The following is a 19,751-nucleotide window of genomic DNA, read 5'->3' as shown; positions in this document are numbered from 1 at the left end:
TCGATTTTTAACGCAGCATGGCCGAGCGCAGCCACTTTACGTACAGAGCCTAAGGAAGACCCATGAGCACGACCAGTACGCCTGTGTCCGGCGTCAATCATCCCCTCAAGGGGATCAGTTTCATTCTGCTGGCTACCTTTCTGTTTGCCAGCCACGACACGTTGTCCAAGTACCTGTCAGGCTTCTATCCGGTCATCCTGGTGGTCTGGGCGCGCTATGTGGTGCATACACTGCTGATGGCCTTCATCTTCATGCCCTCGTCGGGCCTGCGGGTGTTGCGCACCAAGCGCCCGCTGTTCCAGGTCCTGCGCGCGCTGGCCCTGCTGGGCACCAGCCTGTTGTTCACCAGCAGCCTGTTGTTCATTCCGCAGGCCGAGGCGACAGCGGTCAACTTCCTGGCGCCCTTGCTGGTGACGGCGTTGTCGGTGCCGCTGTTGCACGAGCATGTGACCCGCGGCCAGTGGTGTGCGGTGATCGTGGGGTTCATCGGGGTGATGGTGATCATTCACCCGGGTGGCCAGCTGTTCACGCCGGCGATTCTGCTGCCGTTGTCGTCAGCGCTGTGTTTTGCCCTGTATCAGTTGCTGACCCGGCTGGTGAGTCCGTATGACAGCCCGACCACCAGCAATTTCTTTGCCGGGTTGTTCAATACCCTGGTCATGAGTGCGATCGTGCCGTTCTTCTGGGAGATGCCGGAATTCAAGCATTGGCCGTTCCTGCTGGCCCTCGGTGCCTGCGGCATGGGTGCGCACTTGCTGCTGACCCAGGCGTTCCGCTACGCGGCACCGGCCATGCTGGCACCGTTCAGCTATTGCCAGATCGTGTTTGCCGGGCTGCTGGGCTGGCTGGTGTTCGATCACATGCCGCCGCTGGATGCCCAGATCGGCATTGCGATCATCTGCCTGAGCGGTCTGGCTGCGGCCTGGCAGCAGCGGCGCAAGAAGTGATTCCGGGTTGTTGCCGGGATCGGTTGTGAGGGGGCGTTGCGGCGTCTGTTACATCGCTTCGCCGGCAAGCCGCCTCTCACAGAAGCGGTGTGACGCGACAGTCACGAGCAGTCAGGCCGGCTTGCACGACACCGCCTCCAGTCCGTGGGAGGCGGCTTGCCGGCGATGAGGCCCGTAGAGTCGGCACATCTGCTTAGAGCGTACCCACAGAGGCGGTGTAACGCAGAAACCATAAAAAAGGCCCGGTGATTCGCATCACCGGGCCTTGTTCATTTGCCATTTACAGGCTTATTTATTCATGTCCGGCACTTCGCGCGGGGCCATGAAGTACATCCAGGTCAGGGCAATGAAGTACATCGCCGGGATCATGGTGAACAGGATGCTGTAGTTGTTGTTGGTGGCGGTCAGTACGGCGCCGACGATCTGGGTCATGAACATCCCGCCGATCGCGGCGCACATGCCGCCAAAGCCGAACACGGTGCTCATCAGGTGCTTGGGCGTGTAGTCCATCACCAGGCTCCAGATGTTGGCCGTCCAGGCCTGGTGGGCGCCGACCGCCAGCGAGATGGCCAGTACCGCAACCCACAGGCCGCTGGCGTTGGCGGCGAACACCACGCTGCAGATGGTCAGGGCAAAGATCAGCATCGACACCAGGCGTGCCTTGGTCGCTTTCACGCCCCGGCCGATCAGCCACGACGACAGCACGCCGCCACCGATGCTGCCGAAGTCGGCGGTGAGCCAGATCAGGATCAGCGGGATCCCCATCTGCGTCACGCTGATGCCCAGGTTGTATTGCTGGTTCAGGAACGGCGGCAGCCAGTACAGGTAGAACCAGAACACCGGGGCGGTGATCGAGTAGGCCAGGGCGAAGGCCCAGGTGCCGCGCATCTTCAGGATGTGCGAGAACGGCACTTTGACCGGCTCCGGCTCCACATCCTTGTTGATGTAGTCCAGTTCGGCCTGGCTGACGGTCGGGTGCTCTTCAGGGTTGTAGTACTTCAGGCGCCAGGTGACGACCCAGAACAGGCCCAGGAAACCCATGGCCATAAAGGCGGCCTGCCAGCCCCAGACACTGAGGATGATCGGCAACAGCGCAGGAGTGATCATGGCGCCGACGTTGGTGCCGGCGTTGAAGATGCCGGTGGCCACGGCGCGCTCGCCGGCCGGGAACCACAGGCGCGTGGTCTTCACACAGGCCGGGTAGTTGGCCGCTTCGGTCAGGCCCAGGATGAACCGGCAGACCATGAAGCCGACCGCTGAAGTGGCCAGGCCGTGAGCGCCGGTCGCCAGGCTCCAGAGCAGCACCGCGAGGAAGAAGGCGCGCTTGACACCGACCTTGTCGATGAAGCGGCCTTGCAGCAGAAAGCCGATGGCGTAGCCAACCTGGAACCAGAAGTTGATGTTGGCATAGTCCATCGTCGTCCAGCTCATTTCCTTGGCAAGGATGGGCTGCATGACGCCCAGGGCGGCGCGGTCGATGTAGTTCAGGGTGGTGGCGAAGAACACCAGGGCGAGCATTCCCCAGCGGGTCTTGCCGACGGCGAGGGCGCCGCGGACCTTTTCACCGATACCGGCACGCGCAGCGCTGGCCAGAGGATTGGATTGGGTGTTGAGCATGATGGTTCGATCATCCGTACCAGGACTGCGCCAGGGGCGTCAGCCGGACTGAGAAACTACCCGCAGTGGCCGGAAGCTGTCAGGGCGGTTCGTGGCATCGTGCCGGCCAGGACAAGTGGCAGGCAGGCGAGACGCGAATTCTGACAGATCAGGCGCAGGCGAGCGCGCAATTTGCTATCAGGCGAACGTCGGTGCAGCCATTAAAATGGCCGAACGGGTTCGTCTACTCGAAGTCTCGGGAATGCCAAGCGGGTGTACGGAGAACTCGGGAAGGGCGCGCATGGGTAGTAATCCTGTTTTTGAAATTGTTATGGAGGTTCATCGGGTGCAGCGCAAAACTGGGCGGTGCGTGTCGAACAAAGGATAAGGATCGTTTTCGCACGGCGAAACAGATGGTGGGCGTTGGCGAATATATCGTCAATCGAGCAAAATCGGTTTTGTTCGATAACCGAACGAAAAACTAACCAGTTCGTACATATTGTGTTGCTCGTGTATTTTGACAGCGAAATACTCACACTGCATCCATAATCAAGGCCGTTGACCGCCTTGCATGCGGTGCAATCCAGTGGCGACCCTGCACGGTCGCGCTCGTCCAGGAGAACAACAACATGCAGCGTTCCATTGCCACCGTTTGCTTGAGCGGTACCTTGCCGGAAAAGCTCGAAGCCATCGCCGCCGCCGGCTTTGACGGCGTCGAGATTTTCGAGAATGACCTTCTGTACTACGACGGCAGCCCGCGCAACATCCGGCAGATGTGCGCCGACCTGGGCCTGGCCATCACCCTGTTCCAGCCGTTTCGCGATTTTGAAGGCTGCCGCCGCGACCGCCTGGCGCGCAATCTTGATCGCGCCGAGCGCAAGTTCGACCTGATGCAGGAGTTGGGCACCGACCTGGTGCTGGTGTGCAGCAACGCCGCCGCCGACTCACTGGGTGACCACACCATCCTGCGCGATGACCTGAACCTGCTGGCCGAACGCGCCGGCGCCCGCAAGCTGCGCATCGGCTATGAAGCCCTGGCTTGGGGGCGTCACGTCAACACCTGGCAGCAGGTCTGGGCGCTGGTGCGCGAGGTCGACCATCCGGCGCTGGGCGTCTTGCTCGACAGCTTCCATACCCTGTCGCTCAAGGGTGACCCGAGTGCAATCGCACAGATTCCCGGCGACAAGATCTTTTTCGTGCAGATGGCCGATGCGCCGATCCTGGCGATGGATGTGCTGGAGTGGAGTCGGCATTTCCGTTGCTTCCCCGGCCAGGGCGAGTTCGACCTGCCGGGTTTCCTGGCACCGATTCTGCGCAGTGGCTACACCGGCCCGCTGTCGCTGGAGGTTTTCAACGACGGTTTCCGCGCCGCGCCTACCCGCGCCAATGCCGCCGACGGCCTGCGCTCGCTGCTGTATCTGGAAGAAAAGACCCGCCAGTTGCTGGCCAGCGAACAGCTCCCCCAGCAACCGGCAGCACCGGTGTCCAATGAGCTGCTGTTCAACCCACCGCCGGCCAGCCAGCTCGATGGCGTGGAGTTTCTCGAATTTGCCGTGGACGAGACCCAGAGTGCCCGCCTTGAAGGCTGGCTGGAGCGCCTGGGCTTTGCCCGGTTGGGCGCGCATCGCTCCAAGGCGGTCAGGCTGCTGGGGCAGGGCGATATCCGTATCGTGCTCAATGCCGAGCCCTACTCGTTTGCCCACAGCTTTTTCGAGGTGCATGGCCCCTCGCTGTGCGCCACGGCCCTGCGGGTCGACAATGCCGCCCAGGCGCTGGAGCGTGCGCAGGCATTCAAGGGGCAGCCTTACCGTGGGCTGGTCGGGCCGAACGAGCGCGAGATCCCGGCCGTGCGCGCCCCCGATGGCAGCCTGATCTACCTGATCGAAGGTGCAGCTCCCGGGCAGTCGATCTACGACAGCGATTTTGTGGTCAATCCGCAGGCGCCGGTCACCGGCGGCCTGCAGCGCATCGATCACATGGCCATGGCGTTGCCGGCCGAGAGCCTCGACAGCTGGGTGCTGTTCTACAAGGGCCTGCTGGACTTCGAAGCCGATGACGAAGTGGTGTTGCCCGATCCCTACGGGCTGGTCAAGAGCCGTGCTCTGCGCAGCCGTTGCAGCAGCGTACGCCTGCCGCTGAACATCTCCGAGAACCGCAATACGGCCATCTCTCATGCGGTATCGACCTATCGCGGTTCGGGTGTGCACCACATCGCCTTTGACTGCGAAGACATCTTTGCCGAGGTGCGTCGTGCCAAGGAGGCCGGAGTGCCATTGCTGGAAATTCCGCTGAACTACTACGATGACCTGGCTGCACGGCTGGACTTCGACGACGAGTTCCTCAGCGAGCTGGCCTATTACAACGTGCTCTACGACCGTGATAGCCAGGGTGGCGAGCTGTTTCATGTCTACACCGATGCCTTCGACGGGCGCTTCTTCTTCGAGATATTGCAGCGCAAGAATGGCTATGCCGGCTACGGTGCGGCCAACGTGCCGGTGCGTCTGGCGGCGATGGCCAAGGCCCGTACAGGGGCGGCGCCACGCGCGCGGCTCTGATCGCAGGCTGTCGAGACCGGTGGCGGTGCTGTCGAGGCAGCATCGTCACGCTTTTTTACATTTGTCGGGAGGCCGTTGATGAGTCGGCGTGCTCTGCAGCTTCCATCCAGCAGGGGCGGGGGCTCATAATCGACCGTTCTACCGTGGTCGTGAGCCAATAATGAATACAATTACCGACTCCGCTGCGCCCGTGCCCCAAGAGGCTGTGCGCAAGAGCCGCAAGAACAACCCTGAAAAGACCCGTGAAGACATTCTTCAGGCAGCCGTTACCGAGTTTGTTGCCAGGGGCTTGTCAGGCGCACGGGTCGACGCCATTGCCGAGCGTACCCAGACATCCAAGCGCATGATCTATTACTACTTCGGCAGCAAGGAGCAGTTGTACGTCGACGTGCTGGAAAAACTCTACGGTGACATTCGCAACACCGAAAGCCTGATGAACCTCACCGACCTGGAGCCGCATGCGGCCATCCTGCGGCTGGTGGAGTTCACCTTCGATCACCATGACCGCAATGTCGATTTCGTGCGCATCGTGTGCAACGAGAACCTGCTCAACGGCGAGAACGTCAAGCAGTCCGAGACCATTCATGCCAAGAGCCAGAACACCATCAAGACACTGGATGACATTCTGCGCCGGGGTGAGGCCAGCGGAGTGTTTCGCCAGGGCGTGGACGCCGTGGACCTGCACATGCTGATGACCTCGTTCTGTTTCCACCGGGTGTCGAACCGGCACACGCTGGGGGCGATCTTCAAGATCGACCTGTCAGAGGAGCAGCGCAAGCAGCGCCACAAGACGATGATTTGCGATGCGGTGTTGCGGTATCTGCAGCGGTAGGGCGTTTTTCACAGCCGCTGTCGCTCTCATCAAGCATACTGATTCTACTGGCTATCAAATTCACCTCAAGGAGCGCGCTTGCCCGCGACCGAGTGCGTTAGCGCTCGCAAAAATTGTACAGACGCTGAAAATTTACGACTGCTAACGCAGCCGGTCGCGGTGGTCCGGCATTCCGGCAAGCGCGCTCCTACACCGGTCTCATGTATGCCGCCTTGGCAGCGAGGGATGAACGGTCAATCCGGCATGGCGTGAAAGTGCGCCATCATCCGCTCGGCATCGGCCGGCCGGCCACTGAACAGCTCGAAGGCCTTGACCGCCTGGAACACCGCCATGGTGGTGCCGTCCAGCGTGCGGCAGCCCAGGCTGCGCGCCTGGCGCAGCAGTTCGGTTTCCAGCGGGAAGTAAATGATATCGGCCACCCACAACCCGCTGTGCAGGTGTTCGGCCGGCAAGGGCATGCCCGGCAGCTTGGTCATGCCCACCGGCGTGGTGTTGACCAGCCCGTCGGCCTCGGCCACCACGCCTGCCAGGTCGAGGCCGACCTGGGCACGGCCGGCGCCGAAGTGGGCGTTGAGGTTGTCCACCAGGCCCTGGGCGCGTTGCGGCTCGACCTCGAAAATCACCAAGTGCTCGACGCCAGCACTCAGCAAGGCATGGGCCACGGCCGCACCGGCACCGCCGGCGCCCATTTGCACCACATACCGGCGCGGGGCGTCTTGCAGGCCGCGCTTGAAGCCTTCGGCAAAGCCCAGGCAATCGGTGTTGTGCCCGATACGCTTGCCGTCCTTGAATACCACCGTGTTGACCGCGCCAATACCCCGGGCTTCGGGCGACAGCTCATCCAGCAACGGGATGACCGCCTGCTTGCAGGGAAAGGTAATGTTCAAGCCGGTAAAACCGCTGGTGCGGGCGCCCTCCAGCAAGGCGGGCAGGGCACTGCTGTCGAGCCCCAATGCATCGATGTCGATCAGGCGGTACAGGTAGCGCAGGCCTTGGGCGTCGCCTTCGTGCTCATGCAACGCCGGAGTGCGCGAGGCCTGGATGCCGGAGCCGATCAGGCCTGCAAGCACGGAAGGGGATTGAATCTGGGTCATGGGGACAATCTCTTGTTGTTGTGGCGACATCTGTTGCGAATAAATGTACCAGATGGTTAATAAGGCTGTATGCAGCGTTGTAGAGCCGCTTTTTGATTGTGTTCGGTGATCGCCCGGCACATCGCGCTAGGCGCTGTCGTGGGGTTGGCGGATAATCGGTCTTTTGATTTCCTGAGCCTTTGCATGACCGAGTCTTCCTTCAGCGCTGCCCAGCACCAGGCCAGTACCTTGTATCTGCCCCCTGGTCCCTGGAGCACGGTGCTTGATTGCCTGTGCGCCCGTTTCCCTGCCATCGACCGGCAACTGTGGCTGGAACGTATCGCCCGTGGCCGCGTGCTGGATGGCGAGGGCCGGCCGATTGCCGTCGACCTGGCGTACCGCGAAGGGCTCAGGATTCATTACTTTCGCGAAGTGCCCAACGAAACGCCGATTCCGGTGCTTGAATCGGTCCTGCATGTCGATGAACACCTGGTGGTGGCCGATAAACCGCATTTCTTGCCGGTGACGCCCTCGGGCGAGTACGTCGAGCAAACCTTGCTGCGCCGCCTGATCCAGCGCCTGGGCAATCCTGACCTGGTGCCGCTGCACCGCATCGACCGGCACACCGCCGGCCTGCTGCTGTTCTCGGCCAATCCGGCCAGCCGCTCGGTCTACCAGTCGCTGTTTCGTACCCGTTTGATCGACAAGTACTACGAAGCCATTGCGCCGGCCCTGCCGCACCTGGAATTTCCGCGTGAGCACGCCAGTCGGCTGGTCGATGGCGAGCCGTTCTTTCGCATGCAGGAAGGTGAGGGGGCGGCCAACACGTTGACCCGCATCGAGGTGCTGGAGCGCCAGGCCTCGCTGTGGCGGTATGCGCTGTACCCGGTGACCGGCAAGAAGCACCAGTTGCGTGTGCACATGATGGCGCTGGGCGCGCCGATCTGTAACGACCCGTTCTACCCCGAGGTCCTCAAGGACGCTCAGGACGACTACCCGCGCCCATTGAAGCTGCTGGCGCGGGGCTTGCGTTTCATCGATCCGGTCAGTGGCCGGTTACGCGAGTTCGAAAGCCGCTTGCGCCTGGCGTTCTGAACGTTCCGTTGATCGTGTGCGCTCAGACACTGCGGGTGACGCCGCCATCGACCCTGAGGTTTTGCCCGGTGATATAGCCTGCTCCTTCACTGGCCAGAAACGCGATGGTCGCAGCGATTTCCTCACTTGTGCCATAGCGCTTGAGAGGCACGCTGTCGCGGCGCTGTTCGGTGCCCGGCAGGCTGTCGATCCAGCCCGGCAGAACGTTGTTGATGCGCACGTTATCGGCCGCAAAGGTGTCGGCAAAAATCTTGGTAAAGGCGGCAAGCCCGGCCCGGAACACCGCCGAGGTCGGAAACAGCTCGCTGGGTTCAAAGGCCCAGGCGCTCGAGATATTGATGATGACCCCGCCCTGCTGGCGCTGCATGATCGGCGCCACCAGGCGGGTGGGGCGAATGACGTTGAGCAGGTAGGTGTCCAGGCCTGTGTGCCAGTCTTCATCGCTGATGTCCAGAATTGGCGCCCGCGGGCCGTGGCCTGCGCTGTTGACCAGCACATCGACACGCCCCCATTGTGCGATCACGGTGTCGACCAGCCGTTGCAGGTCTTCCACCGACTGGTTGCTGCCGGTCACGCCGATGCCGCCCAGCTCCCTGGCCAGGGCTTCACCCTTGCCCGACGAGGACAGAATGCCGACCTTGAAACCGTCGGCCGCCAGCCGCCGCGCGGCGGCGGCACCCATGCCGCTGCCGCCGGCGGTGATGATGGCTACTTTTTCTACTGACATGGTGCCTCCCGGCTGAGAATCCTGCTGTGTGGAGGCTTTACAGTAACAAGGGCGGGCGTAACGAGGGAGTCAGTCAGGTTTTGCCGAGGCAGTAGTTTAACTATCGGATGTCTGCTGCCTGAACCAGTCCTTGACCAGTAGCAGTACGGATGACTGCCGGGCACTGCGCGGCCACACCAGATAGAACGCCTTGTCGAGGCGCAGCTGTTGGGGGAACACCTGGACCAGTCGCCTGGCGGCGATGTCGTGCTGGACGAAGGCCTGGTTGGCCAGGGCGATGCCCTGGCCATTGATGGCGGCCTCGATGGCCAGCGAAGTCTGGTTGAAACGCAGGTTCCTGGCCGTGGGTTGCACCGGGTCGGGGAGCAGTGCTGCGGTGAACTCTGGCCAGAAATCATGAGCGTCGTGCAGCCTCTGCAAGCCCTGCAGGTGCTCGAAGCTGGCCGGCAGGTCTTTGCCTTCGAACAGCGCCGGGCTGGCCACGGCGATGAGGCGTTGTTCCATCAGCAATTGGGCATTCAGGCCTGCGCCGAACGGCGGCTGGCCGTAGCGAATGGCCAGGTCCACGGCATCGGTATGAAAATGTGACAACCTGTCTGTCGCCAGTACGCGCAAGTCGATGTCCGGGTGCTGCTCGGCAAAGGTGCCAAGCCTGGGAATCAGCCACTTCGACGCCAGGGTGGGGGTGACACTGACGGTCAGGTGGGTCGCTTGCGGGCGCAACAGGCGGGTGGCTTCGTCGATCATTCCCAGCGCCTTGCGAATGCTGCCATCGTAGGCCAGGCCGGCATCCGTCAGCCTCAGGCCGCGCGCCAGGCGTTCGAACAAAGGCAGATTGAGGCTGGCCTCCAGCCCGCGGATCTGCTGGGCAACGGCGGCCTGGGTCACACCCAGTTCCTCGGCGGCGAGACGGAAATTCAAATGGCGGGCCACCACTTCGAACACGCGCAGCGCGTTGAGTGAAGGCAGTGAAGGGAAGCCTTCTGGCATGGCAGGGGACATTCTATCGGGTGATGCCGGCGTTGGCTGACCCGGACAATGACCTGCAGGAGCAGGCACTGTCCAGGGATGAACGACCGTCTGGTTCATTCACGGCATGCTGCAGGGTCTTACAGGTCCTTGACGGTGCGCACCTGATCCTTGTTGATGCGGGTTTTCTTGCCGTCCAGTTGCTCGAACTCGTAGAAACCGGCTTCGTCGTCGTAGCGCGGGGTGTCCACAGACTGGATTTCACGCCCGTCGTTCAGGGTGATCACGGTAGGCGAAGAGCAGCCGGCCAGGGTCGCAAGGCCCAGGGCAAGTACGAAAGCGGCGGGGATGGTCTTGTAGTTCATGGCTGTTTCTCCTGGTGATGCTGATTGAATGACGACTAAGACGTGCAGCTTAACCGCAAGTTCCCTGCGGGGCTAACGGCAATCGGCTAGGGCGCAGGTTCGTTCTGCGCCAGCAATTGCGGGGTATTGAGGTTGCTCAGCCGGGGATCGCCCGGCGCGCATTGCAGCGCCAGCGGGTGCAAGGGGGACAGCGCCCGGCGCGGGCTGCGTTCACCGTCTTGCCAGGCCGCTTGCAATACCCGGGCATGGGCGAGGGGAATGATGCACAACAGGGGCTGCCAATGTTCGCCTTCGCGCACCATGACCGGGCGGTCCGGGTGCTGCGCCGCCAGGGTGCGTAACTGCATCAGCAAGGCGGCGTCGACCCTGGGAACATCGCACGGCAGCACCAGCAAATAGTCATGTCGCACCACGGTCAATGCCGCCAGGATGCCGGTCAAGGGCCCCGTGAAACCGTGCTCGGCATCCTCGACCAGGCGGTCGGCGTAGGCGGCATAACGATCCTGGTTGCGGTTGCAGGAAATGATCAGGTCGTCGGTCAGCGGGCGCACGGTGTGGTGCAGGGTTTCAATCAGGGGGCGGCCCTGCCAGTCCAGCAGGCCCTTGTCGCGTCCGCCCATGCGTTGTCCCTGGCCACCGGCCAGCAGCAGGATCGAACAGGGCGGCAGGGCGTTCAGGGTCATGGCGGTTCCGGTGCGGGCAGTCAAAAGCAGGGCTGTGATATAACACCGGGCTGTTTTCACTACAACCGGATCCAGATCATGAGCTTCAAGCCCGACACCCCCTTTGTGCCCCTCAATATCGCCGTATTGACGGTCAGTGATACGCGCACCCTGGACACCGACACCTCCGGCCAGACGTTCGTGGATCGCCTGAGCGAAGCCGGCCATGGCCTGATCGACCGGGTGTTGCTCAAGGATGACCTGTACAGGATTCGCGCCCAGGTGGCGACCTGGATTGCCGACGACAACGTGCAAGTGGTGTTGATTACCGGCGGCACCGGTTTTACCGGCCGCGACAGCACCCCTGAGGCGGTGGCCTGCCTGCTCGACAAACAGGTCGATGGGTTTGGCGAGCTGTTCCGGCAGATCTCGGTGCCTGACATCGGCACCTCGACCATCCAGTCCCGTGCCCTGGCGGGCCTGGCCAACGGCACCCTGGTGTGCTGCCTGCCAGGTTCCACCAATGCCGTGCGCACCGGCTGGGATGGCATTCTTGCCCAGCAGCTCGATTCACGCTTTCGTCCCTGCAACTTTGTCGCTCACCTCAAGAAAGCCGAACCCTGCGGCACGCGGGGCTGATGCCGATGATGCCCGTCGAACATGCCCTGGCCCGGTTGCTGGAAAGCGCCGAGGCCTGCCCGATCACCGAGCGCGAAACGCTGTCTTTGGCCCAGGCCCAGGGCCGCGTGCTGGCGCAGGACATCGTCGCCACCCTGGACCTGCCGCCCTGGCCCAACAGCGCCATGGACGGCTATGCCTTGCGCCTGGCGGACTGGAGCGGTGAGCCGTTGCCGGTCAGCCAGCGCATTCTGGCCGGCCACGCCCCCGAGCCGCTGGCACCTGGCACCTGCGCCCGGATCTTTACCGGCGCCCCGGTGCCGGCCGGTGCCGACTGCGTCGAGATGCAGGAAAACGCCGAGGTCCTGGCCGACGGGCGGGTGCGTTTCACCCAGGCGCTGAGCCTTGAGCAGAATATCCGCCCCCAGGGTCAGGAAACCCGCTGCGGCGAGTGCGTGTTGAGCGCCGGCACCCGGCTGGGCCCGGTGGAACTGGGGCTGGCGGCCTCGCTGGGTGTTGCCCGGCTGGACGTGGTGCGCCGCCCGCGTGTGGCGGTGGTGTCCACTGGGGATGAACTGGTCGAGCCCGGCCAGCCGTTGGCGCCGGGGCAGATCTACAACAGCAACCGGGTGCTGCTGTGCAGCTGGTTGCAGCGCCTGGAGTGCGAAGTGATCGACGCCGGCATCCTGGCCGATGACCTGGAGCAGACCCGTGCAGCGCTGGCGGGGCTTGCGCATGTGGACCTCATCGTGTCCACCGGCGGCGTCTCGGTGGGCGAGGCGGATTTTCTCGGCCATGCCCTGCGCGAGGACGGCGAGCTGGACCTGTGGAAGCTGGCCATCAAGCCCGGCAAGCCGTTGACCTTCGGGCATTATCGCGGCGTACCGGTGCTGGGCCTGCCGGGCAATCCGGCCTCGACCCTGGTGACCTTCGCCTTGCTGGCCCGCCCGTATCTGCTGCGCCGCCAAGGCGTCCAGGCGGTCACACCGTTGCAGTTCCAGGTGCCGGCAGCGTTCGCCTGGACCCGTGCCGGCACGCGCCGCGAATACCTGCGCGCACGACTGGAGCAAGGCCGGGCATTGCCGTACCGCAACCAGAGTTCCGGGGTGTTGCGCAGCGCAGTCTGGGCCGACGGGCTGATCGAGGTGCGCGAAGGCACCACGCTGGCCGAGGGCGATGCGGTGACCTTTATCCCGCTGAGCGAGGTGCTCGGCTAAGCGCGCTGCCACACACTGAGCTAGCCTCAAGGACGCTGACAAATCGGGCCCTGTCGTTTGCCCTGGAGTATTGTTATGCCGTCTTTGAGCGTGGCGTGTGTGATCCCGACTTATAACGGGCGCAAGGACCTGGAGCGCTTGCTGGATTCGCTGGTGGGGCAGAGCGCTTCGTTCGATACCCTGATCGTCGATTCCAGCTCCAGCGATGGCACCCTGGCGCTGGCCCGGTCGCGTTGCGCAGACGTGACGGTGATCGACAGCAAGGACTTCAACCACGGTGGCACCCGGCAGATGATGGTCGAGCGCTATCCGGGCTATGACGTCTATGTCTACCTGACCCAGGACGCCTGCCTTGAGCAGGGCGATGCCATCGCCAATATCCTGCTGCCATTCGCCGACCCCAGGGTCGGTGCCGTGTGCGGCCGGCAACTGCCGCACCGTGACGCCAACCTGCTGGCCCAGCATGCACGGTTGTTCAACTACCCGCCGACCTCGCAGATCAAGACCCTGGCCGATGCCGATGCGTTGGGCATCAAGACACCGTTCATGTCCAATTCCTTCGCGGCCTACCGGCGTGAGGCGCTGCTGGCCGTGGGGGGATTTCCACGTCATGTGATCCTTTCCGAAGACATGTACGTGGCGGCGAAAATGCTGCTGGCAGGCTGGAAAATCGCCTATGAGGGTTCGGCCGTGTGCCGTCATTCGCACAATTACAGCCTGATTGAAGAGTTTCGTCGCTATTTCGATATCGGCGTGTTCCAGGCTCGCGAGCGCTGGATCCACGAAAGCTTTGGTGGCATTGCCGGCGAGGGCATGCGCTATGTCAAATCGGAACTGGCGTTTATCGGCCCACGGCGCGGGTGGTGGTGGCCGCTGTCGATCATTCGCAACGCGCTCAAGCTGATTGCCTACACGCTCAGTCGTCATGAGCAGCGCCTTTCCGTTGCGTGGAAAAAAAGACTGAGCATGCACAAGCGTTACTGGGACAGCCCTTGTGAGTGATAACGTTGAAAGCAATTAACAGTTATTGATTCGTGCGTTTGACGCACTCATAAGCTGCCTGAATGTAAATTTTCGTACTGACAGACTCTTTTTAAACTGCCGGGGTTTTCAATGCTCCGGACCGTCTGTTCATGACCACCCTCGCCACGCCAGTGCCTGTGCTCTTACCCTCGGCTTCCGTCGCGCCCTTCGGTCTGGAGCGGGTGCTCGGGCTGCTCGGCGTACTGCTGGCGGTGCTGGTCGCCGGCATCAACGAAGGCGTGACCCGCACCGCGATGGCGGATATTCGTGGGGCAATGTTCATCGGTGCCGATGAGGCCAGTTGGCTGATCGCCTGTTATTCGGCCAGTTCGGTCGCGGCCATGGCCTTTGCGCCCTGGTTTGCCGTCACCTTGTCGCTGCGGCGTTTCACGCTGGGGGCGATCGCGGCGTTCGTGGTGCTGGCCTTGCTGTGCCCACTGGCGCCTGACTACCCCAGCCTGTTGGTATTGCGCCTCCTGCAAGGCCTGGCCGCCGGCTGCCTGCCGCCGATGCTGATGACCGTAGCGCTGCGCTTTTTGCCGCCCTCGATCAAGCTGTATGGCCTGGCCGGCTATGCGTTGACCGCCACCTTCGGCCCTGGCCTGGGCACACCGTTGGCCGCGTTGTGGACCGAGTATTTCACCTGGCAATGGACGTTCTGGCAGGTCATCCCGCCGTGCCTGGTGGCGATGATCGCCGTGTCTCATGGCATCGTGCAGGACGCGCCGCGTCTGGAGCGCTTCAAGTCGTTCAATTGGCGTGGCCTGTTGCTGGGGCTGCCCGCCATCGTGATGCTGGTCATCGGCGTGCTCGAAGGCAATCGGCTGGACGGGTTCGAGTCGTCGTTGATTGTCTTTCTGCTGAGCGCAGGCTTGCTGTTGCTGGTGGCGTTTCTGTGCAGTGAGTGGTTTGCCCCTGTGCCGTTTTTCAAGCTGCAACTGCTGGCCGACCTTAACCTGTCGCATGCCTTGCTGACCCTGGGCGGGGTGCTGGTGGTGCTGACCGCCGTGGCATCGATTCCGTCGGCCTACCTGGCCCAGGTGCACGGTTACCGGCCCTTGCAGACCGCGCCACTGATGCTGATGGTGGCCTTGCCGCAATTGCTGGTGCTGCCATTGCTGGCGGCGCTGTGCAACCTGCGCCGGGTCGACTGCCGCTGGGTACTGGCGCTGGGGTTGTTGATGCTGGGGCTGCATTGCGCGCTGGCCACACAGATGACCTCCGAGTGGATTCGCGACAACTTCTACGCTTTGCAACTGTTGCAGGTCGTCGGCCAGCCCATGGCCGTGCTGCCGCTGCTGATCCAGGCCACCGGCGGCATCGCCCCGCAGGACGGACCCTTTGCGTCCGCCTGGTTCAATACCGTGCGTGGCCTGGCCAGTGTGATGGCCACCGGGCTGCTCGAAGCCTTGACCACGGCCCGCCAGCACTTTCATTCCAACACCCTGGTTGACCGCCTGGGCAATGCGCCGTGGGTAAGCGTCGGTGCCGACCCGCTGGCGCTCAGTCATCGCCTGCATGAGCAGGTCGTGGTGCTCACCAGCGCCGATCTCTACTACTGCATGGGCTGGCTGGCGGTCGCCCTGATGCTGCTGATTCCTGTGATGCCGACGCGGGTGTATCCACCGCGGGCATTGAACTGAGCCTTTTGGAGAACCAGTCATGAAAATGACGTCGAAACAGACCCTGGCGCTGTGTGGCATCGCGCTTGTCCTGACGGGTGTGGAGCTGTATGCCCTGGCCGGGCAGGGCGAGCACCAGCGCACCAACGATGCTTTCATTGCCGCTGACTATTCGGTGGTCGCGCCCAAGGTTTCCGGTTTTATCAGCCAGGTGCTGGTGGAGGATAACCAGCAGGTCAAGGCCGGTGAGTTGCTCGCCCGCATCGATGACAAAGACCTGCAGGCTGCCCTGGCTGCCAGCCAGGCCGAGGTGCAGGCGGCGGCCGCCCGGCGCGATGAGGCCGATGCGCTGCTGCAGCGCCAGGCCTCGGTGATTGCCCAGGCCATGGCCGCCCTGCAGGCCAGCCAGGCGGCGGTGACGTTCGCCGAGCAAGAGCGCACCCGCTATGAGCACCTGGCCGGCGCCGGTGCCGGTACGGTGCAGAACGCCCAGCAGGCGCGCACCCGCATCGACACCGCCAATGCCCAGCACACCAGTGCCGGCGCGACCCTGGCTGCCGAGCGCAAGCAGGTCGATATTCTCAAGGCCCGACAACACAGTGCCCAGGCGGCCTTGCAGCGTGCCGAAGCGGCGCTTGAGCAGGCGCGACTGCAACTGTCGTACACCCGCATCGTGGCGCCCATCGACGGCACGGTCGGCGAACGCGCAGTGCGGGTCGGCAATTATGTGGTGCCCGGCAGCAAGCTGCTGTCACTGGTGCCGCTGCAGCAGGCCTATGTCCTGGGTAACTTCCAGGAAACCCAACTGACCCATGTCCGTGTCGGGCAACCCGTACAGGTGCGCGTCGACACCTATCCCGACCAGGTGCTCAGGGCGCATGTGGACAGCATCGCACCGGCCACCGGCGTAACCTTCGCCGCCGTGCGACCCGATAACGCCACGGGTAACTTCACCAAGGTGGTGCAGCGGATTCCGGTGAAGATCGTGCTTGAGCCGGACCAACCCTTGGCCGGGCGGCTGCGGGTCGGCATGTCGGTGCAAGCCAGTATCGACACCGCCTCGTTGCCGGACACCGCTGCGGTGACGGCCCGATGAGCCGCCTGTTCACAACCTGTGCCCTGGGGCTGGCCATCGCTGCGGTGCTCGGCGGCTGCCAGGTGGGCAAGGATTTTCAGCGTCCGGCCAGTGACGCACGTATTCAGTGGCTGCCGGTAGCGGGTGAGCCGGCGCCCAGCCAGCCGGTCATGGCGCCTATCGAGGCGCGGTGGTGGAGGGTATTTCAGGACCCGTTGCTGGACGCGTTGATTGAGCGGGCCAGCACGGCCAACCTGGATCTGCGCATGGCCGCCGCGCGCCTGGCGCAGAGCCGGGCGATGTACCGGATCAGCAGCGGCGAGCAGTTGCCCGAGGTCAACGCCAACCTGGGGTATCAGCGCAAGCGTAACAGTGGCAAAGGGCTCAACGATCCGTCGGGCAATCAGGGCCGGGCGCCGTTCGAGCAGTGGGACAGTGGCTTGGGGGCCAGTTGGGAACTGGACCTGTGGGGGCGGGTGCGCCGTGAGGTCGAAGCCGCCGGCGCGCAAGTGGATGTGGCTGAAAACGATCAGCGCGCCGCTTTATTGGCCATGCAGGCCGAGGTGGCACGCCAGTACCTGGCCTTGCGTGGCGTGCAGGGCACCTTGAAGGTGACCCGACAGAGTCTGGACCTGGCGCGCAACAGCCTTGAGCTGTCGCAGGTGCGCCTGCAAAACGGCGTGGCCACCGACCTTGATGTCGCGGAAGCGGCCGCCGAGGTGTCGGCAGTGGCGTCGCGCCTGCCGGTGCTTGAACAGCACCAGGCGCAGTTGATCAACGCGCTGGGCCTGTTACTGGCCCAAACGCCACGGGCCCTGCAGGTTGAGCTGGAAAAAACCGTGCAGATGGCCGCCGTGCCAACACGGATTCCAGTCGGGCTGCCTTCACAACTGGCCGAGCGACGTCCGGACATTCGTCGCGCCGAGGCGCGCCTGCATGTGGCCACCGCCAGCACGGGGGTGGCCGAAGGCGATTTCTACCCGCGCATCACCTTGTCGGGCAATGTCGGTTTGCAGGCGCTGCAACTGTCGGATCTTGGCAGTTGGGGGGCGCGGGAGTTTGCCTTCGGACCGCAGATCAGCCTGCCGATCTTTTCCGGCGGCCGCTTGCGTGGCCAGTTGCAACTGCGCGAGGCGCAGGAGCAGGAAGCCGCGCTGGCCTACCAGCAGACGGTCTTGCGGGCCTGGCAGGAAATCGACGACAGCATGAGCTTGTATAACGCCAGCCAGTTGCAGCAACGCATGTTGCAGGAGGCCGTGCAACACAATCAGGTGGCGCTGGACACGGCCAGGCGCCAGTACGTCGAAGGCGCGGCAGACTTTCTCAATGTCCTCTCGGTGCAGCGCGCCTTGCTCAGCACCCAGGAACAATGGGTGCAAAGCGCCACGACCCAGGCCCAGGCGCTGGTGGGGCTGTATGCGTCGCTGGGCGGCGGGTTCTGAGAACGCTATATCACCGGCAAGCTGCTTCCTGCAGGTCCGATGATTTATACCTGCCGCCAGAGCCTAGGCGCTCCTTCAGCAGCGATCATGAACTCACGGCTTGAGCGCCTGTTCTTCATCCAGCTGGTCGGATTCGAACAGTTGCTCAAGCTCCTTGCGTGCCTCGCGGGCGGTCTGCAGAACCTTGGCTTCGTCGTCATAGACCAGGTGCTGATCGGCCAGCACCTGTTCGTCATGGCACTTGAACCGCTCGATGCGCGCATCGGCCTGGGCCTGGCTCAGGCCCAGGCCGAGCAAGGTCTGGCGGCTCATTTCCAGGCTTGAGTAGAAGGTCTCGCGCACGGCGTGGGCGCCCACGTCGATCAGACGATGCACATGCTGGCGGTTGCGCGCCCGGGCGATGATCTTCATGTCCGGGTAAAGCTTGCGCACCAGTTCGGCGGTCTTGATGTTGGTTTCCGGGTCGTCGGTGGCAATCACGAAGTACTCGGCCTCGTGCACCTTGGCTGCGCGCAGGATTTCAGGACGCAGCGGGTCGCCATAGAACACCGGCACATTGCCGAAACTGCGGGTGAACTCGATGGTTTCCACGGCCGTGTCCAGGGCGATGAAGGGAATATTCTGGGCGCGCAGGATCCGCGCGACGATCTGGCCCATGCGGCCCATGCCGGCAATCACCACGCGCGGGCGGTCACTGTGGATGTCACGGTACTCGTCGGGCACCGGGGTGGCTTTCGGGCGTGGCTTGAGCCAGCGAGCGGTGGCCATGAACAGCAACGGCGTAAGGGCCATCGACAGGGTGATGGTCAGCACCAGAATGTCGTAGACCCGGGCGGCGAACAGGCCTTCGGCATTGCCGAGCTTGAACACCACAAAGGCAAACTCGCCCCCCGCTGCCAGCACCAGGCCGAGCTGCACGGCGTTCTGCCGTTCCAGGCCTGCCGCCATGCGCCCGATCACGAACAGGATCGGCAGTTTGAGGCCGATCAGCAGCAAGGTCAGGCCCAGCACCACGATCGGGTCGGTCAGCAGCAGGCTGAGGTTGGCGCCCATGCCGACACTGATGAAAAACAGCCCCAGCAACAAACCCTTGAAGGGCTCGATCTGCGCTTCCAGCTCGTGGCGGTATTCCGAGTCGGCCAACAGCAGGCCGGCCAGGAACGCACCCAGTGCCATCGACACACCCACCAGCTCCATCAGCCAGGCGGTGCCGATCACCACCAGCAGCGCCGTGGCCGTGGACACTTCCTGGATGCCGGTACGCGCGACGATCCGGAACACGGGGCGCAACAGGTAGCGACCGCCGATCACCACGATGGCGATGCTGCCAAAGATTTCCAGCGCATGGGTCAGGCTTTCACTGGTGCTGAGGTTATGGTTGGCGCCGGCCAGCATCGGCACCAGGGCGATCAGCGGAATGGCCGCAATGTCCTGGAACAACAGGATGGCAAAAGCGGTGCGGCCATGCGGGCTGCCAAGCTCCTTGCGCTCGGCCAGGCTCTGCAGGCCGAACGCCGTGGACGACAAGGCCAGGCCCAGGCCCAACACAATGGCCGTATTCATGGGTTGGTCAAAGGCCATCAGGGCAATGCCGCCGATCACCAGGCCACAGAGCAGCACTTGCAGCAGGCCGACGCCGAAAACCGCCTTGCGCATCACCCAAAGGCGCTTGGGCGACAGTTCCAGGCCGATGATAAACAACAGCAATACCACCCCAAGTTCTGAGATGTGGCTGACACTTTCCGGATTGGCGATAAGCCCCAGCACCGAGGGGCCGATGATGACGCCGGCGAACAGGTAGCCCAGGACCGAACCCAGTTGCAGGCGCTTGGCCAGCGGCACGGTGAGGACGGCGGCGAGCAGGAACACGACAGCGGCCTGCAGCAGGCTGCCTTCATGGGGCATGGGACAACTCCTTGATAAACGTGAATCT

The 19,751-nt window shown here is 63.3% G+C and carries 17 protein-coding genes; 10 read left to right on the top strand and 7 right to left on the bottom strand.

All coding sequences use genetic code 11. The features are described from left to right. Nucleotides 1-62: 62 nt before the first annotated feature. Nucleotides 63-947 carry a DMT family transporter gene (locus ASF84_RS16935; RefSeq protein ID WP_056839965.1) on the top strand — a complete coding sequence of 295 codons (885 nt, stop codon included), beginning with the start codon at nucleotides 63-65 and terminating at the stop codon, nucleotides 945-947. A gap of 288 nt (nucleotides 948-1,235) precedes the next feature. On the opposite strand, the gene ASF84_RS16930 is transcribed toward ASF84_RS16935, so the two are convergent. Continuing rightward, nucleotides 1,236-2,564 carry an MFS transporter gene (locus ASF84_RS16930; protein ID WP_056839964.1) on the bottom strand — a complete coding sequence of 443 codons (1,329 nt, stop codon included), beginning with the start codon at nucleotides 2,562-2,564 and terminating at the stop codon, nucleotides 1,236-1,238. Between the two features lie 608 nt (nucleotides 2,565-3,172). Here ASF84_RS16930 and quiC point away from each other — a divergent pair. Both quiC and ASF84_RS16920 read left to right on the top strand, forming a co-directional pair. Beyond that, nucleotides 3,173-5,098, top strand: a complete 1,926-nt coding sequence (quiC, locus tag ASF84_RS16925) for a 3-dehydroshikimate dehydratase QuiC (RefSeq protein ID WP_056839963.1) — start codon at nucleotides 3,173-3,175, stop codon at nucleotides 5,096-5,098. 160 nt (nucleotides 5,099-5,258) lie between these two features. Beyond that, the gene (locus ASF84_RS16920; protein WP_056839962.1) at nucleotides 5,259-5,930 is read left to right on the top strand and encodes a TetR/AcrR family transcriptional regulator; all 672 of its coding nucleotides are present in this window, start codon (nucleotides 5,259-5,261) and stop codon (nucleotides 5,928-5,930) included. 233 nt (nucleotides 5,931-6,163) lie between these two features. Here the strand turns inward: ASF84_RS16920 and ASF84_RS16915 are convergent, their stop codons facing one another. Then, nucleotides 6,164-7,015, bottom strand: coding sequence for a shikimate dehydrogenase (locus ASF84_RS16915; RefSeq protein WP_162241266.1), 852 nt, complete (start codon nucleotides 7,013-7,015; stop codon nucleotides 6,164-6,166). A gap of 192 nt (nucleotides 7,016-7,207) precedes the next feature. Here ASF84_RS16915 and ASF84_RS16910 point away from each other — a divergent pair, with 192 nt between their 5' ends. Further along, nucleotides 7,208-8,098, top strand: a complete 891-nt coding sequence (locus ASF84_RS16910) for a pseudouridine synthase (protein ID WP_056839960.1) — start codon at nucleotides 7,208-7,210, stop codon at nucleotides 8,096-8,098. 22 nt (nucleotides 8,099-8,120) lie between these two features. Here ASF84_RS16910 and ASF84_RS16905 read toward each other — a convergent pair whose 3' ends face one another. The 4 genes from ASF84_RS16905 to mobA all read right to left on the bottom strand — a co-directional run bounded on the left by ASF84_RS16905 (nucleotide 8,121) and on the right by mobA (nucleotide 10,842). Beyond that, on the bottom strand, nucleotides 8,121-8,825 hold the full coding sequence (locus ASF84_RS16905) for an SDR family oxidoreductase (protein WP_056839959.1): 705 nt from the start codon (nucleotides 8,823-8,825) through the stop codon (nucleotides 8,121-8,123). Nucleotides 8,826-8,921: 96 nt separating this feature from the next. Next, complete coding sequence (locus ASF84_RS16900) at nucleotides 8,922-9,815, bottom strand: LysR substrate-binding domain-containing protein (RefSeq protein WP_056839958.1); 894 nt, start codon at nucleotides 9,813-9,815, stop codon at nucleotides 8,922-8,924. A 119-nt stretch (nucleotides 9,816-9,934) separates the two neighbouring features. Then, complete coding sequence (locus ASF84_RS16895) at nucleotides 9,935-10,159, bottom strand: YgdI/YgdR family lipoprotein (protein ID WP_056839957.1); 225 nt, start codon at nucleotides 10,157-10,159, stop codon at nucleotides 9,935-9,937. An 86-nt stretch (nucleotides 10,160-10,245) separates the two neighbouring features. Next, the gene (gene mobA / locus ASF84_RS16890; RefSeq protein ID WP_056839956.1) at nucleotides 10,246-10,842 is read right to left on the bottom strand and encodes a molybdenum cofactor guanylyltransferase MobA; all 597 of its coding nucleotides are present in this window, start codon (nucleotides 10,840-10,842) and stop codon (nucleotides 10,246-10,248) included. Between the two features lie 78 nt (nucleotides 10,843-10,920). Between mobA and moaB the strand changes: the two genes are divergently transcribed. The 6 genes from moaB (at nucleotide 10,921) to ASF84_RS16860 (ending at nucleotide 17,818) form a co-directional block, all read left to right on the top strand. Further along, entirely contained in the window at nucleotides 10,921-11,460 is a 540-nt protein-coding gene (moaB, locus tag ASF84_RS16885; RefSeq protein ID WP_056839955.1) for a molybdenum cofactor biosynthesis protein B, read from the top strand. Further along, nucleotides 11,460-12,656 carry a molybdopterin molybdotransferase MoeA gene (locus ASF84_RS16880; RefSeq protein WP_056839954.1) on the top strand — a complete coding sequence of 399 codons (1,197 nt, stop codon included), beginning with the start codon at nucleotides 11,460-11,462 and terminating at the stop codon, nucleotides 12,654-12,656. Before moaB ends, ASF84_RS16880 begins: the two co-directional genes overlap by 1 nt. Nucleotides 12,657-12,731: 75 nt before the next feature. Beyond that, nucleotides 12,732-13,658 (top strand): glycosyltransferase, encoded by a 927-nt coding sequence (locus ASF84_RS16875; RefSeq protein WP_056839953.1) that lies wholly within the window; start codon nucleotides 12,732-12,734, stop codon nucleotides 13,656-13,658. Between the two features lie 131 nt (nucleotides 13,659-13,789). Then, on the top strand, nucleotides 13,790-15,322 hold the full coding sequence (locus tag ASF84_RS16870) for an MFS transporter (protein WP_056839952.1): 1,533 nt from the start codon (nucleotides 13,790-13,792) through the stop codon (nucleotides 15,320-15,322). Nucleotides 15,323-15,347: 25 nt separating this feature from the next. After that, nucleotides 15,348-16,397 carry an HlyD family secretion protein gene (locus ASF84_RS16865; RefSeq protein ID WP_442963070.1) on the top strand — a complete coding sequence of 350 codons (1,050 nt, stop codon included), beginning with the start codon at nucleotides 15,348-15,350 and terminating at the stop codon, nucleotides 16,395-16,397. Continuing rightward, nucleotides 16,394-17,818, top strand: coding sequence for an efflux transporter outer membrane subunit (locus tag ASF84_RS16860; protein WP_056839950.1), 1,425 nt, complete (start codon nucleotides 16,394-16,396; stop codon nucleotides 17,816-17,818). The genes ASF84_RS16865 and ASF84_RS16860 overlap by 4 nt, the downstream gene beginning before the upstream one ends. A 93-nt stretch (nucleotides 17,819-17,911) precedes the next feature. On the opposite strand, the gene ASF84_RS16855 is transcribed toward ASF84_RS16860, so the two are convergent. Next, entirely contained in the window at nucleotides 17,912-19,723 is a 1,812-nt protein-coding gene (locus ASF84_RS16855) for a monovalent cation:proton antiporter-2 (CPA2) family protein (protein WP_056839949.1), read from the bottom strand. Between the last annotated feature and the right edge of the window lie 28 nt (nucleotides 19,724-19,751).

Source organism: Pseudomonas sp. Leaf127 (assembly GCF_001423155.1).
Lineage (GTDB): Bacteria > Pseudomonadota > Gammaproteobacteria > Pseudomonadales > Pseudomonadaceae > Aquipseudomonas > Aquipseudomonas ovata.
This window is presented reverse-complemented; position numbering and strand designations above follow the sequence as displayed.

Coding starts and splice junctions, on each gene's coding strand:
- ASF84_RS16865 (WP_442963070.1), top strand. CDS start 15,348: ATGACGTCGAAACAGACCCTGGCGCTGTGTGGCATCGCGCTTGTCCTG.
- ASF84_RS16900 (WP_056839958.1), bottom strand. CDS start 9,815: ATGCCAGAAGGCTTCCCTTCACTGCCTTCACTCAACGCGCTGCGCGTG.
- mobA (WP_056839956.1), bottom strand. CDS start 10,842: ATGACCCTGAACGCCCTGCCGCCCTGTTCGATCCTGCTGCTGGCCGGT.
- moaB (WP_056839955.1), top strand. CDS start 10,921: ATGAGCTTCAAGCCCGACACCCCCTTTGTGCCCCTCAATATCGCCGTA.
- ASF84_RS16905 (WP_056839959.1), bottom strand. CDS start 8,825: ATGTCAGTAGAAAAAGTAGCCATCATCACCGCCGGCGGCAGCGGCATG.
- ASF84_RS16935 (WP_056839965.1), top strand. CDS start 63: ATGAGCACGACCAGTACGCCTGTGTCCGGCGTCAATCATCCCCTCAAG.
- ASF84_RS16855 (WP_056839949.1), bottom strand. CDS start 19,723: ATGCCCCATGAAGGCAGCCTGCTGCAGGCCGCTGTCGTGTTCCTGCTC.
- ASF84_RS16860 (WP_056839950.1), top strand. CDS start 16,394: ATGAGCCGCCTGTTCACAACCTGTGCCCTGGGGCTGGCCATCGCTGCG.
- ASF84_RS16920 (WP_056839962.1), top strand. CDS start 5,259: ATGAATACAATTACCGACTCCGCTGCGCCCGTGCCCCAAGAGGCTGTG.
- ASF84_RS16910 (WP_056839960.1), top strand. CDS start 7,208: ATGACCGAGTCTTCCTTCAGCGCTGCCCAGCACCAGGCCAGTACCTTG.
- ASF84_RS16895 (WP_056839957.1), bottom strand. CDS start 10,159: ATGAACTACAAGACCATCCCCGCCGCTTTCGTACTTGCCCTGGGCCTT.
- ASF84_RS16870 (WP_056839952.1), top strand. CDS start 13,790: ATGACCACCCTCGCCACGCCAGTGCCTGTGCTCTTACCCTCGGCTTCC.
- ASF84_RS16930 (WP_056839964.1), bottom strand. CDS start 2,564: ATGCTCAACACCCAATCCAATCCTCTGGCCAGCGCTGCGCGTGCCGGT.
- quiC (WP_056839963.1), top strand. CDS start 3,173: ATGCAGCGTTCCATTGCCACCGTTTGCTTGAGCGGTACCTTGCCGGAA.
- ASF84_RS16880 (WP_056839954.1), top strand. CDS start 11,460: ATGCCGATGATGCCCGTCGAACATGCCCTGGCCCGGTTGCTGGAAAGC.
- ASF84_RS16875 (WP_056839953.1), top strand. CDS start 12,732: ATGCCGTCTTTGAGCGTGGCGTGTGTGATCCCGACTTATAACGGGCGC.